Here is a 13,532-nt window from a genome sequence, read left to right as displayed (position 1 = left end):
GCAGCAGCTCTTCGCGGTACATCGGTGTGCGCTTGAGCTGCGAGCGCTCGACGTCCACTGCGACGATGGCGCCGTCCAGTCGATGGCTGAGGGTATCGTCGAGCAACTGGCTCCAGGTGCCGGTCGTCAGCTCCAGTGCTACCCGCGGAAAGCGCTTGTGAAACCTCGCCAAAAGACGTGGTAAACGCCCGGTGGCCGAAGATTCGATAGCACCGATGCGTAACGGCCCGGACGGTTCGGCGGCGGGATCCACCGCGCGCTTGGCTTCGGCGGTCAGCGCCAGAATCCGCTCGGCATACGCCAGAAATGTCTGCCCCGCCGGGCTGATCCGCAGCCCGCGTCCCTCGCGCAGAAACAGCGCGACATTGAGTTCCGCCTCCAGCGCCTTGATCCGCGCCGTGATATTTGACGGCACGCAAAACAGCTTTTCAGCGGCCCGGGCAATGCTGCCCTCGTCGGCCACGGTCTTGAACATGCGGATCTGCGCCAGCTCCATACTCATCACTCAAAGTGAACGTTTGGCGCAGTATAAGTCAGTTGTGGCGAATTGTTGCTCGCCCGGATACTCGGCGCATCAACCTTTGCGGTGCGCCGATCATGCCGTCTCCTTCTCCCGTAAAAATCATTCTGGCCATGGCTTTCGTGGTCGGCTGCTGGGCGTATTCGCCGACCGGCATTCACATCGGCCTGCAAGCCTACGACCCCGGGCAGCTGGCGTTGCTGCGGTTTCTCCTGGCGTCGTTGTTCATGGCCGTTATCGCAACGTTCAAGGGCATTCGCCTACCGCAACCGCGCGATGTGCCGCTGTTGTTCGCCCTGGGATTTTTTGCCGTCAGCCTGCATCACGTGGCACTGAACATCGGCCAGCAAAGCGTCAGCGCCGGCGCCTCCAGCGTCCTGGCGCAATCTAGCCCATTGTTCAGTACGCTGCTGGCGCGCTATGTGTTCAAGGATCAGGTCAGTGTCTGGCGCTGGGGTTGTGTGCTGCTGGGGCTGGTCGGGGTGGTGATCGTGGTCAGCGCCGATCGTGGCCTGGGGCAGATCGACGCGCACGGCTTGCTGATTCTGCTGGCGGCGCTGTCGTGGAGCATTTACTTCGCCCTGCAAAAACACCACGCCCGGCGATATGACGGTTTCAGCCTGGCGTGCTACGCGGTGTGGTCGGGAACGCTGCTGTTGCTGATTTACCTGCCGGGGCTGAGCGATGCAGTGCTGAAGGCCCCGTTGCGCGTGCAATGGGCGGTGCTGGCACTGGGGGTGTTTCCCAGTGCGCTGGCCTATCTGGCGTGGGGCTTCGTACTCAAGCATGTGGATCTGAGCCGGGCGACGATGACGCTTTATCTGATACCGCCGACGGCGATGGGCATCGCTTCGCTGGGCCTGGGCGAGCGGCCGGCGCTGATGGTGCTGATGGGCGCGGCGGTGGTGTTGATCAGTGTGTTGGCGTTGAATCTGGAGCGGCGGGTGGTGGTTCGCACCCTTGAAGTCTGATCTCTGATCTTCAGCGACATTGTGGCCGCCATCGCTGGCAAGCCAGCTCCCACAGGGTTTGTGGCGTGCACAAATTCCAGAATTGACACAAATCCCCTGTGGGAGCGGGCTTGCCCGCAATGAGGCCTGCATGAACAACACCCACCGCCACTGACCACCCACAAAAAACCCGGCACCAAGGCCGGGTTTTCACTACCTGCGATCATCCGACAACGGCGTCGGCTCATCCGCCGGCGGCACATCATCGTCCGCCGCCGGATCCTTCCAGTCCTCCGGACGATCGGCATCACTCAATGGATCACGCCCCGGGCTCATGCCCGGTGGTGCATCGTGATCGGCCAGTGTCGGCTCATCCGTGCCGGGCATCGGGCGGGTTGGATCGGTCGGCTTCACACCACCCTGAAACAGCGAATCATCAGCCATGACACACCTCTCAAAAGAGGCCCGGAAAGTCCGGGTCGTACAGGTTGGAATCGTGGCTGCGAATGGCGTGCTATCGAACAGACCAACGGCCATCAACCGCAATCCCAACCTGTAGGAGCTGCCGCAGGCTGCGATCTTTTGACTTTGATTTTTGAGGATCAAGATCAAAAGATCGCAGCCTGCGGCAGCTCCTACAGAGGATTTGTGTCAGCCAGAGATTTGCAGCAGCCAGTTTTTGAACGCCTGCATCGCCGCCGTCTCCGGTCGCGACTGCAACCGCGTCAGCCAATAGCTGCCGGTGGTGATTTCAATCGCGAACGGCTGACGGATCACGTCAGCCGCCAGTTGCCGGGCGAACATCAGCGGCGGCGCCAGCGCTACCCCGCAGCCTTGCAGCGCGGCTTCCATCATCGCCAGCGACGAATCGAACACGATGCTCTGCGGTGGCGCCGCATGGGTGGCAAGGCCTGCGGCGTGAAACCAGTCCGGCCATTCATCGGTGCGATAGGAACGCAGCAAGCGCTGTTGCAGCAGATCCCCCGGCGAATGCAACTGCCGGGCGATTTCCGGCACACACAGCACCGACAGCGGCGCATCGAGCAACCGCGTCGCCTCTATCCCGTGCCACGCCCCCGCACCGAAACGAATCGCGTAATCCAGCCCTTCGGCAGCCACATCGACCCGGTTGTTATGGGTCGACAGCCGCAAATCGATGAGCGGATGTTTGGCCTGGAAATCCGCCAGCCGCGGCAGCAACCAACCGACGGCGAATGTGCCTACGGCGCCCACGGTCAACATCTCCCGATACTGACCGCCGGCGAGTCGCTCAAGCATCTGCGCGATATGATCGAACGAGCTGGTCAGCACCGGCACCAGAGTCTCCCCTTCACTGGTCAGCATCAGCCCTCGGGGCAGGCGCTTGAACAGGGTGACATTGAGTTGCGCCTCAAGGCTTTTGACCTGATGGCTCACCGCCGCCTGAGTCACGCACAACTCCACGGCAGCGCGGGTAAAGCTCAGATGCCGCGCCGACGCTTCGAACGCGCGCAGTGCATTGAGCGGCAATTGAGGTCGAATCATGCCCAGTCCCAAGTTTTTCTAATGGCTCATGCGAAATATCATCGTTTGCCGATCATCCCGAGACTGCCTAAATTGACCGCGCTGATCAGCCGCCCAACGGGAAAATCGCCCGCAGTGTAGCGGGATAACACCATCAACACTCATGGAGAGTGGTTCACTCATGTCCTTCAAAGTCATTTCCTGCAGCGCATTCGGCCTGGTTTTCGGCGCCACCGCGTGCCTGGCCGCCACGCCCGACGACAAACAACTGCAAGCCCTGGTGCAAAAAGCCGTGACCCCGGTAATGCAGCAACAGAACATCCCCGGCCTCGCCGTGGCGGTCACGATCAACGGTCAGCCGCATTACTTTAACTACGGCGTGGCCGCCAGGGATACCGGGCAGAAAGTCAGCGAAAACACCCTGTTCGAAATCGGTTCGGTGAGCAAAACCTTCGCCGCGTCCCTGGCCGGCTATGCGCAGGCGACCGGCAAACTGGACCTGTCGACCAAGGCCAGCCAGCTCTGGCCGGACCTCAAAGGCAGCGCTTTCGACAACATCAGCGTGCTGCAACTGGGCACCTACAGCGCCGGCGGCCTGCCGCTGCAATTCCCTGACCCGTGGGATTCGGCGGACAAGATGCTCGGCTACTACCAACAATGGAAACCCAGCTTCCCCGCCGGCAGCCAGCGTCTGTATTCCAACCCGAGCCTGGGCCTGTTCGGTTATCTGGCCGCGAAAACCCTCGGTCAGCCGTTCGATCAGGCGATGAGTGAAACCCTGCTGCCGAAACTCGGGTTGCAACACACTTACCTGCACGTACCGAAAGCGCAGATGAGCTTGTACGCGCAGGGCTACGACAAAAACAACCAACCGGTGCGCGTCAGCCCGGGCGCGATGGATTCAGAAGCTTACGGCGTGAAAACCAGTGCTGCCGACATGCTGCGCTACGTGCAGGCCAACTTGAAATCGGCAAGCCTCGAAGCGCCGCTGCAAACAGCCATCGCCAAAACCCACACCGGTTACTACACCGTCGGCGACATGACTCAGGGTCTGGGTTGGGAAATGTACCGTTACCCGATCAGCCTCGAGCGCTTGCTGGCCGGCAACAGCACGGAAATGGCCATGCAGCCGCACAAGGTGCAGTGGCTCAACCCGCCGCAACCGCAGCCGGATAACGTTCTGATCAACAAGACGGGCTCTACCGGTGGTTTCGGCAGTTATGTGGTGTTCGTGCCATCGAAGGATGTCGGCGTGGTGATTCTGGCGAACAAGAATTTTCCGATTCCGGAGCGGGTGAAGATTGCTCACACGATCCTCAGTGCCTTAGCCGACTGAAAATCAAAAGATCGCAGCCTTCGGCAGCTCCTACAGGGTCGGGGTTTCACTCGGTCATTGTAGGAGCTGCCGCAGGCTGCGATCTTTTGGCGGGCAATAAAAATGGGCGACCTGTAGAGGTCACCCATTTTTGATTTAGGCCATACCATCAATCATCCGGCATTTCCGGTGGCTTGCTCGGTTTCGCCGGTTTGGTTGGCTTGGCGCCCTTCTCGCCTTTCTTGGCTGCCGGTTCGGCGGCGGTGGCCTTGGTTTCAGCAACCGTCGGTGCGCTGATTTCTTTCTCGCTCGCCGGCAATGCATCAACCGTGTCGAAGATCTTCTTCAGGTCCACCGACTTCGCTTCATCGCCGGAGGCAGAAAGTTTGGTCTCGCCGTCCTTGCCGAGCAGGAACACTTTCGGGTACGCCCCGGCGCCCAGCTTCAGCGAGCGCAGCAAAGCCATGGTGTCCTGCTGACCGAGGTCTTTGCCATCGAGCTGACCGGCCATGTTGAGGATGGTGTAGACCTTGATGTTGCGATCAGTCACACCTTTCTTGTTGGCAGGATCTTCCAGCGACTTTTTCAGCCCCACCCACACCGGATCGACGGTGCTCTGTGCGATCACGATCAACGGTCGGGCCCGTCCCACATCCCCGGCGATGGGCGAGTCGTTGTCAGCGGCGAACAAGGGGCCGGCAATCGCCAGCAAGAGTGTCAGGGTCAGTGACCTGATGAGCATGCGCATCTCCTTTTGATATCCACGCTCTAATGATTGCGCATCGCGGCGATTGTTCCGGGATCGTGCCCGGCAAATATGTTTCGCCTTGTCAGAAGCTTAGGTCAGCCGCGTCATTGCGCAACCGCGTGCGCGTCATCACGCCGGGGCCTGTTGGTGATCACGTGAAATTGAACAGCCTCCATTCCCTCTGTAGGAGCTGCCGCAGGCTGCGATCTTTTGATCTTGATCGTAAAAACAAAGAGCAAAAGATCGCAGCCTGCGGCAGCTCCTACAGGGAACCGGGGTGTTTCGGCGATCAGAACGCCAGTTTGTAGCCGATCAACAGCAGCATGGTCGCCAGGCACGGGCGCAGCAATTCATCGGAGATACGCCCGGTCAGGTGGCTGCCGAGCCAGATGCCCGGCAGCGAGCCCATCAGCAGGAAGCCCAGCACGCCCCAGTCCATGTTGCCCATGCTCGCATGGCCAAGGCCAGCAACCAGGGTCAGCGGGACGGCGTGGGCGATTTCGGTGCCGACCAGACGCCGGGTTGGCAGCAGCGGATAAAGGATGAACAGCGCGACCGTGCCGAGGGCGCCGGCGCCGATCGAGGTCAGGGCGACCATGGTGCCGAGGATCAGGCCGGTGATCACCGTCATCACATTCAGGCGCGCGCCGCTCGGGTTGTAGTTGCCGCCGGCACGTTTGTGGGCGAATGCCAGCAGGCGTTTTTTGAACAGGATCGCCAGCGCCGTGGCGAACAGCACGAAGCCCAAAGCCTGTTTGATGATCGCGTTCATCGCATCAGGCGCGGTGTGCAGGGTGCTGAGGAACCACAAGGTCATCGCCACGGCAGGCACGCTGCCCAGGGTCAGCCAACCGGTGATGGCCCAATCGATGTTGTTGTTTTTCTTGTGGACAAGCACGCCACTGGATTTGGTAATGGCTGCGTACAGCAGGTCGGTGCCTACTGCGGTTGCCGGGTTGATGCCGAACCACAGCAGGATCGGCGTCATCAACGAACCGCCGCCGACACCGGTCATGCCGACAATAAAACCCACCACCAGCCCGGCGATCACCAGGCCGAAATTTGCCAATTCCATTAAGACGTCCAGAAAAACGACAGGAAAAATCTGGCCCGCAGCATAGCGATTTTTCATATAACCACATATATCGATGCGGTCTATCGTTATGCCCGTTTACCACATCTAACATGTAGGAGCTGCCGAAGGCTGCGATCTTTTGATCTTGTCTTTTAAATCAAAATCAAAAGATCGCAGCCTTCGGCAGCTCCTACAAAAGCTTTGATATTCAGTGCTGGCGCCGGCCCGGTTTGAAGCTGTGATGTCGGTTGATCCACACCGTCGCCAGCGCGATCAGCGACAGAATCAACAACGCCCATGGAAACGACATCGCCCCTGCCCGATCCAGCAGCAACCCGCCGACCAGACCGCCGCCGGCAATCGCCACGTTCCACGAGGTGGTAAGCATTGCTTGCACCACGTCCACGTGTTCACCGGCCGAATCCGCCGCGGCTGTCAGCAGCAGCGTCGCCGAACCACCGAACGACAAGCCCCACACGGCCATGCAGGTGTAAATCAGCCACGGTGACGGCGACATGAGCGCCAGCACCAGAGCGGTCACGGCAAACAGCGCAAGGCTGATCAGGGTCAGCCAGCGCAGCCAGCGATCCACCAGCAAGCCGATGATCCAGATGCCGGCCAGCGAACACAGGCCGAACACCAGCAGCACCAGATCGACGCGCTCGGCCAGCCCGGCCTGCATCAGGAAAGGTGCAATGTAGGTGTAGAGAATGTTGTGCCCGAGCATCCAGGTCAGCACCACGAACAGCACCGGCCGCACGCCCGGCAAGCGCAACGATTGCAGCAGCGGCAGGCGCTCGCTGCCGGCCTGGCCCGGACGATCCGGCACCGCCAGCACAATCCACGCCGCCAGCACCAGGGCCAACGCCGACATGATCCCGAACGAGGCGCGCCAGCCGATCAGGTTGCCCAGCCAGGTGCCCGCCGGGGTGCCCAGCGACAGCGCCACCGGGGTGCCGAGCATGGCAATCGCCAGCGCCCGCCCCTGTTGATGCACCGGCACAATCCCGCGGGCGTATCCGGCCATGATTCCCCACGACAGCCCTGCTGCCATCCCGGCGAGAAACCGCGAGGCCAGGGTCAGGCCGTAATGGCTGGAAAACGTGGTCACGGTGTTGAACAGCAGAAACCCGCCCACCGTCATCAACAGCACCCGCCGCCGTGGCCAGCCCCGGGTGGCGACGGTCAGCGGAATCGCCGCAACAATCGAGCCCAGCGCATACAACGTCACCAGTTGCCCGGCGAACACTTCGCTGACGCCAAGCCCGGTGCCGATTTGCGGCAGCAGCCCGGCTGGTAGGGTCTCGGTGAGGATGGCAATAAACCCGGTCATGGCGAACGCCAGCAACGCCGCGTAGGGCAGTTTTTCGCGGCGGGCGGCGTGGTCGATGCCGGTGAATTCGGTGCTTGCGGAGTCGGTCATGACAGGTGCAGCTCCCTTTGAGTCAAATGTGACGGAGGATTGTATACAACCTAACCATCATGACTGACAACACTTCCCTGTAGGAGCTGGCGCAGGCTGCGATCTTTTGATCTTGATCTTAAAAAACAAAGTCAAAAGATCGCAGCCTGCGGCAGCTCCTACAGGAATTACTGCACGGGCAGGAAATTCAGGAACAGCAGACTCTGCGCGTAGTTCAGCCCGATGCGCCGGTAACGCTCGTCGAGCATCTGCGACAACAGGTCGAGGCGCGCAACGATCTTGCCGAACTCGGTGGCGAAACTCAGGTTGCTGCCCTCCTCCGAGATTTCGTTGGAGAACAGCAGCGGCTGGCCTTCCTTGTTCTGCCGCTGGGCCAGAATCCACGTGGCTTTTTCGATGTTGCGCGCGGCGTTGTGGACGAAGGTCGGGTTGATCGCATCGGTCATGTAGAACTCGGTGCGATTGCCATGGGCGGTCACCAGCATGCTGCCGATCGCATAGATGAAAGCGCCGACCCGATCCCCGAGAAACTCCGGACTCATCGCATAGCTGAGCGCCGCCAGATCCTTGCGCCCACCGAGAACCGGCAACGGTTGCTGCTGCTCGACCGCCAGGCGCACCTGTTTTACCGCGGTATTGATGTTGAGGAAACCCGATTTGCGCAGTTCTTCCGGGTTGCGCAAATACAGTTTGCCCATCAACCGATAGAGGCTGTTGAAGTTGTCGCGCATCGCCAGTGTGGCCATGCGGTCGACACTGGTCTGCAAGAACTCTTGCGGTTGACCGTCACGCATCTGAGCAAAAAAACCGTTGCCGTCCTGATGGCTGCAACCGCTGAACAACAGCGACGACAGACACACCAGCAACACGCACGGGCGGCGGACAACAGCGGCAATCAGGTCACAAACTCTCGGCATGAATTCTCGAACGGGCAGATTCCTGCGCGGCGGGCGTCGCCGCATCCTGGCCATGGATAGAGCCGGCAATTGCAAAAAAGTGCAGTGGCGGGTTGGTCCGGGCGATTGGCGGCGAACGACGCAAGGCAAATTAGTCAGTCTTTATTATTGAAATAAACGATTAATCAGCTATAAATCTTCAACTACCACCAAAATAGATTGACTAGTTCCCTGTAGGAGCTGCCGAAGGCTGCGATCTTTTGACCTTGATCCTGAAAAACGAAAGTCAAAAGATCGCAGCCTTCGGCAGCTCCTACAGGGGAGTTTTTGGTTTTCAGAACAACAACAAAAAGGAAGGTCAACCATGCTTCAATCACGTCACCTGCTTCCCGGCCTCGGACTGTCCCTGATGATCGCCACCCTTAGCGCCAACGCGGCGAGCCTGACCGCCGAACACAAAGCCTTTGGCAAAACCAATGACGGCACGCCTGTCGAGCAATACATCCTGCGCAACAGCCACGGCATGCAGGCGACGGTCATCACCTACGGCGCCACCCTGCAATCGCTGTTGGTGCCGGACAAGCACGGCAAAGCCGCCGACGTGGTGCTCGGTTTCGATGATGTTCAGGGCTACCAGAAAGGCACGGCGTATTTCGGCGCGACCATCGGCCGCTTCGGCAATCGCCTTGCCGACGGCGCGTTCGAGCTGGACGGCAAACGCTATCAGGTGCCACAGAACGACAAGTCCAACGCCTTGCATGGCGGCACACTGGGTTTTGACAAGAAAGTCTGGAAAGCGCAGGAAACCAAGGACAAGGATTCCGTCGGCGTGACGCTCACCTATCTGTCGGCGGACGGCGAAATGGGCTTCCCCGGCAATCTCACCACGCAGGTGACCTATCGCCTGACCGACAGCAACGAACTGCGCATCGACTACAAGGCCAGCACCGATAAACCCACCGTGCTGAACCTGACCAACCACAGCTACTTCAACCTCGCCGGCGACGGCAATGGTGATGTGCTGAAACAGATCGCCACCCTGCACGCCAGCCGCTACACCCCGGTGACCGCCAAACTGATCCCGACCGGCGAACTGGCACCCGTGGCCGGCACGCCGATGGATTTCACCAAACCCACGGCCATCGGCACGCACATCAAGGCCGATCATCCACAACTGAAGTTCGCCGAACCGAAACAGGGTGGCTTTGATTTCAACTGGGTGCTGGATACCAACGGTGATGTGAGCAAAGTCGCCGCCGAGGTCAGCGATCCGCAGTCCGGGCGGCATTTGCAATTGTTCACCAGCGAACCGGGGGTGCAGTTCTACACCAGCAACTTCCTTGATGGCACGGTCAAGGGCAAAGGGGGCAACGTGTACCCGCACTGGGGGGCGTTTACTCTGGAGACGCAGCATTATCCGGATTCGCCGAATCAGCCGGACTTCCCAAGTACGCGGCTGGATCCGGGGCAGACTTATAGCCATAGCGTGGTGCTGAAGTTTTCTGTCAGGTAAAAGCTGAAAAGCAAAAGATCGCAGCCTGCGGCAGCTCCTACAGTGGGATCACATTCTCCTGTAGGAGCTGCCGCAGGCTGCGATCTTTTGCTTTTGAGCCCATGGAACCCCTGCGCTATCCTGCTGCCCACTAAGGTATCGACCATCAGCACAGGAGGTTTGAATGCGTACCCTTGAACTGGCAGGCGTGCAGGTTCCAGTGATCGGCCAGGGCACCTGGCGCATGGGCGAGGACCGCTCGGCGCACAAACGGGAAGTGGCCGCGTTGCGTCAAGGCATCGAACTGGGCATGACCCTGATCGACAGCGCCGAAATGTACGCCGAGGGCGGTGCCGAAAGCGTGGTCGGCGAGGCCATCGCGGGGCTGCGCGATCAGGTGTTTCTGGTGAGCAAGGTCTATCCGCACAACGCCAGCCGCAAAGGCATCCCGCAAGCTTGCGAGCGCAGCCTGCGCCGGCTCGATACCGATTACATCGATCTCTATCTGTTGCACTGGCGCGGTCAGTATCCACTGGAAGAAACCGTCGAAGCCTTCGAACGCCTGCGCGAGGACGGCAAGATCGGCCGTTGGGGCGTGTCGAATTTCGATGTCGACGATCTCGAAGAACTGGCCTCCCCGGCCTGCACCTCCAATCAGGTGCTGTACAACCTCGAAGAGCGCGGCATCGAATTCGATCTATTGCCCTGGTGCCAGCAACAGCGCATGCCGCTGATGGCGTACTGCCCGATCGGCCAGGGCGGCGCGATGCTCGCCGAACCGGTGCTGCAGCAGATTGCCGCTCGTCACAACGTGACCCCGGCGCAGGTTTCGCTGGCGTGGATTCTGCGTCAGGATGGTGTGATTGCGATTCCCAAGGCCGTAAGCCCGGAGCACGTGCAACTCAATGCTCAGGCGGCGCAGCTGCAACTGGACGCCGGGGATCTGGCCGCGCTGGATCAGGCATTCAAAGCGCCACAACGCAAGCAGCGGCTGGCGATGGTCTGACTTGCCGGCTGCTGGCGAGGGCTTCGTCATGAGAAGCACTGATCAGCACGACCCGTTCAATCTTCAGCGTTTTGTCCAGGCCCAGGACCCGGTGTTCGAACGGGTCCAGCGTGAACTCGACGAGGGGCGCAAGCGCAGTCACTGGATGTGGTTTGTGTTCCCGCAGTTCGCAGGGCTCGGTGGCAGCGAGATGTCCCGGCGTTTCGCCATTCAGTCCGCCGAAGAGGCGCAGGCCTATCTGGCCCACGACCTGCTCGGCGCCCGGCTGCGCACCTGCACGCAGTTGGTACTGAAAGTGCGCCAGCGCTCGATTGCCGAGATTTTCGGTCACCCCGATGATCTGAAATTCCACTCCTCGATGACCCTGTTTGCGCAATTCGGCGCTGCCGATTGCCCGTTCAATCAGGCGCTGGAGCGCTACTTCCACGGCATCCTCGACGAATGGACCCTGCAACTGCTGGACTCAAAACAGGCCCAGTTGCCCCCCGATCAGGGTTGAGAAATCGTCGTCGACAAACGGCAGAATCGCATCCGCCACCGGTTGCAGCTGGCGGGTGATGTAGTGGTCGTAGTCGATCGCGGCGCGGCGCACCTCCAGCGGTTCCGGCCCGGCCAGGGTGATCACGTAACTGATCCAGCCACCGTTCTGGTACTGCCGCGGGCGACCCTGCTGCGCGTTGTAATCGTCGGCCAGCCGCGCCGCGCGCACATGCGGCGGCACGTTGCGTTCGTAGTCATCGAGGGTACGGCGCAGGCGTTTGCGGTAGACCAGTCGCTCATCGAATTCGCCGGCCAGGGTCTTGCGCACGTAATCGCGCACGTAATCCTGATACGGCTTGCGCTGGAAAATCCGCTCGTAGAGCTCCTGCTGGAACTGCCGGGCCAGCAGCGACCAGTCGGTGCGTACGGTTTCCAGACCTTTGTAGACCATTTCTTCGCTGCCGTCGGCGCGGGTCACCAGTCCGGCGTAGCGCTTCTTGCTGCCCTCTTCGGCACCGCGAATGGTCGGCATCAGAAAGCGTTTGTAGTGGGTTTCGTACTGCAATTCGAGGGCGCTTTGCAGGCCGTATTCCTCACGCACATGTTCGCGCCACCAATCGTTGACGTGCCTGACCAGCGCCTGGCCGATCTGCGCCGCCTCTTCCTGCCCATGCGGCCGGCGCAGCCAGACGAAGGTCGAGTCGGTGTCGCCGTAGATCACCGCGTGGCCCTGCGCCTCGATCAGCTGACGGGTGCGCAGCATGATCTCGTGGCCGCGCAGGGTGATTGACGACGCCAGGCGTGTATCAAAAAACCGGCAACCGCTGGAACCGAGCACACCGTAGAAGGCGTTCATGATGATTTTCAACGCCTGCGAGAGTGGCGCGTTGTGCTCACGCTTGGCCGTCTCACGGCCCTCGGCGACCCGCGCGACAATCGACGGCAGACAATGCCGGGTGCGTGAAAAACGCGCGCCGCGAAAACCCGGCACCGAGTCGGCATCGTCCGGGTGTTGCAGGCCTTCGATCAGCCCCACCGGGTCGATCAGAAAAGTGCGGATGATCGACGGATACAGGCTCTTGTAATCCAGCACCAGCACCGACTCGTACAGCCCCGGTTGCGAATCCATGACGAAGCCGCCGGGGCTGGCCTGTGGCGGGTTGGTGCCCAGATTCGGCGCGACGAAACCCTGGCGGTGCATCAGCGGCATGTACAAATGAGTGAACGCGGCCACCGAGCCACCGCTGCGATCCGCTGGCAGACCGGTGACGCTGGCGCGTTCGAGCAGAAACGTCAGCAGTTCGGTCTTGGCGAAGATCCGCGTGACCAGTTCGCAGTCCTTGAGGTTGTACTTGGCGAGTGCCGGTTTGTCTTCGGCGAACATGCGATTGATTTCGTCCATGCGCTGGTACGGGTTGTCGATCGCCTTGCCTTCGCCGAGCAGGGTCTGGGCGACGTTTTCCAGGCTGAACGAGGGGAAACTCCAGGTCGCCGAGCGCAGCGATTCGATGCCGTCGATGATCAGGCGCCCCGCCGCCGAGGCAAAGTAATGCGTGCGGCTGCCGTGTTCGCGCCACTGCATCTCTTCACCGCCACGGCCGATTTTCAGCGGCACCCCGAGGCGTCGCGCGTGTTCGTGGAGGATGCGCAGGTCGAACTGGACGACGTTCCAGCCGATGATTGCGTCGGGATCGTGGCGGGCGAACCAGTCGTTGAGTTTCTTCAGGATTACGGTGCGCGAGTCGCAGTATTCGAGATCGAAGTCGACGATGCTGGCGTCGCCGTTCGGCGCGCCGAGCATGTACACCTGACGCTGGCCGCAACCTTCCAGGGCAATGGAATACAGCTCGCCGGTTTCCGTGGTTTCGATGTCCAGCGAGACCAGGCGCAGTTTGGGTCGGTATTTGGGGTCGGGTTTGAGCTGGGCGTTGAGCAATGCGCCGTCTGCATCGGGACTGCCGCTGAACAGCACCGGCGCGGTAATGAAACGCTCCATCAAGTAACGTTCCGGCGGGCGCACATCAGCCTCGAAGACGTCGACCCCGGCGCGGCTGAGTGCGGTTTCCAGACGCATCAGCTGGCCGTGTTGCTGGCAATACAGCCCCAGCACCGGGCGGTGTTCGA

Annotated in this window: 12 protein-coding genes and 1 pseudogene; 5 read left to right on the top strand and 8 right to left on the bottom strand. The window is 60.8% G+C overall.

The window, feature by feature from the left end; all coding sequences use genetic code 11:
• A pseudogene (locus tag DBR18_RS29440) lies at positions 1-502 on the bottom strand (LysR family transcriptional regulator); the annotation flags it as partial.
• 95 nt (positions 503-597) lie between these two features.
• On the opposite strand from DBR18_RS29440, the gene DBR18_RS18265 reads away from it, so the two are divergent.
• Positions 598-1,491, top strand: coding sequence for a DMT family transporter (locus DBR18_RS18265; RefSeq protein ID WP_177482406.1), 894 nt, complete (start codon positions 598-600; stop codon positions 1,489-1,491).
• A 192-nt stretch (positions 1,492-1,683) separates the two neighbouring features.
• Here the strand turns inward: DBR18_RS18265 and DBR18_RS18260 are convergent, their stop codons facing one another.
• Together DBR18_RS18260 and DBR18_RS18255 are read right to left on the bottom strand one after the other, a co-directional pair.
• Positions 1,684-1,914, bottom strand: coding sequence for a hypothetical protein (locus DBR18_RS18260; protein ID WP_108591349.1), 231 nt, complete (start codon positions 1,912-1,914; stop codon positions 1,684-1,686).
• A 207-nt stretch (positions 1,915-2,121) separates the two neighbouring features.
• On the bottom strand, positions 2,122-2,994 hold the full coding sequence (locus tag DBR18_RS18255) for a LysR family transcriptional regulator (RefSeq protein ID WP_108591348.1): 873 nt from the start codon (positions 2,992-2,994) through the stop codon (positions 2,122-2,124).
• Between the two features lie 142 nt (positions 2,995-3,136).
• Here DBR18_RS18255 and ampC point away from each other — a divergent pair, with 142 nt between their 5' ends.
• Entirely contained in the window at positions 3,137-4,309 is a 1,173-nt protein-coding gene (gene ampC / locus DBR18_RS18250; RefSeq protein ID WP_371921114.1) for a class C beta-lactamase, read from the top strand.
• 148 nt (positions 4,310-4,457) lie between these two features.
• On the opposite strand, the gene DBR18_RS18245 is transcribed toward ampC, so the two are convergent.
• From DBR18_RS18245 to DBR18_RS18220, 4 genes are all read right to left on the bottom strand, one after another.
• Positions 4,458-5,030 carry a DUF4174 domain-containing protein gene (locus tag DBR18_RS18245; protein ID WP_108591346.1) on the bottom strand — a complete coding sequence of 191 codons (573 nt, stop codon included), beginning with the start codon at positions 5,028-5,030 and terminating at the stop codon, positions 4,458-4,460.
• Positions 5,031-5,325: 295 nt separating this feature from the next.
• Complete coding sequence (locus tag DBR18_RS18235) at positions 5,326-6,111, bottom strand: sulfite exporter TauE/SafE family protein (RefSeq protein WP_108591345.1); 786 nt, start codon at positions 6,109-6,111, stop codon at positions 5,326-5,328.
• A 208-nt stretch (positions 6,112-6,319) separates the two neighbouring features.
• Positions 6,320-7,534, bottom strand: a complete 1,215-nt coding sequence (locus DBR18_RS18230; protein WP_108591344.1) for an MFS transporter — start codon at positions 7,532-7,534, stop codon at positions 6,320-6,322.
• A 167-nt stretch (positions 7,535-7,701) separates the two neighbouring features.
• A complete protein-coding gene (locus DBR18_RS18220; protein WP_108591343.1) occupies positions 7,702-8,451 on the bottom strand; it encodes a hypothetical protein in 750 nt (249 codons plus the stop codon).
• Between the two features lie 343 nt (positions 8,452-8,794).
• On the opposite strand from DBR18_RS18220, the gene DBR18_RS18215 reads away from it, so the two are divergent.
• The 3 genes from DBR18_RS18215 (at position 8,795) to DBR18_RS18205 (ending at position 11,427) form a co-directional block, all read left to right on the top strand.
• The gene (locus tag DBR18_RS18215) at positions 8,795-9,943 is read left to right on the top strand and encodes an aldose epimerase family protein (RefSeq protein ID WP_108591342.1); all 1,149 of its coding nucleotides are present in this window, start codon (positions 8,795-8,797) and stop codon (positions 9,941-9,943) included.
• A 163-nt stretch (positions 9,944-10,106) separates the two neighbouring features.
• Complete coding sequence (locus DBR18_RS18210; RefSeq protein ID WP_108591341.1) at positions 10,107-10,928, top strand: aldo/keto reductase; 822 nt, start codon at positions 10,107-10,109, stop codon at positions 10,926-10,928.
• Between the two features lie 28 nt (positions 10,929-10,956).
• On the top strand, positions 10,957-11,427 hold the full coding sequence (locus DBR18_RS18205; protein ID WP_108591364.1) for a DUF1810 domain-containing protein: 471 nt from the start codon (positions 10,957-10,959) through the stop codon (positions 11,425-11,427).
• On the opposite strand, the gene DBR18_RS18200 is transcribed toward DBR18_RS18205, so the two are convergent.
• On the bottom strand, positions 11,392-13,532 hold a 2,141-nt coding region (locus DBR18_RS18200; RefSeq protein WP_108591340.1), incomplete at its 5' end, for a DNA polymerase II. The genes DBR18_RS18205 and DBR18_RS18200 overlap by 36 nt on opposite strands.

The sequence above is a fragment of the Pseudomonas sp. HMWF021 genome, assembly GCF_003061005.1.
Classification (GTDB): Bacteria; Pseudomonadota; Gammaproteobacteria; order Pseudomonadales; family Pseudomonadaceae; genus Aquipseudomonas.
This window is presented reverse-complemented; position numbering and strand designations above follow the sequence as displayed.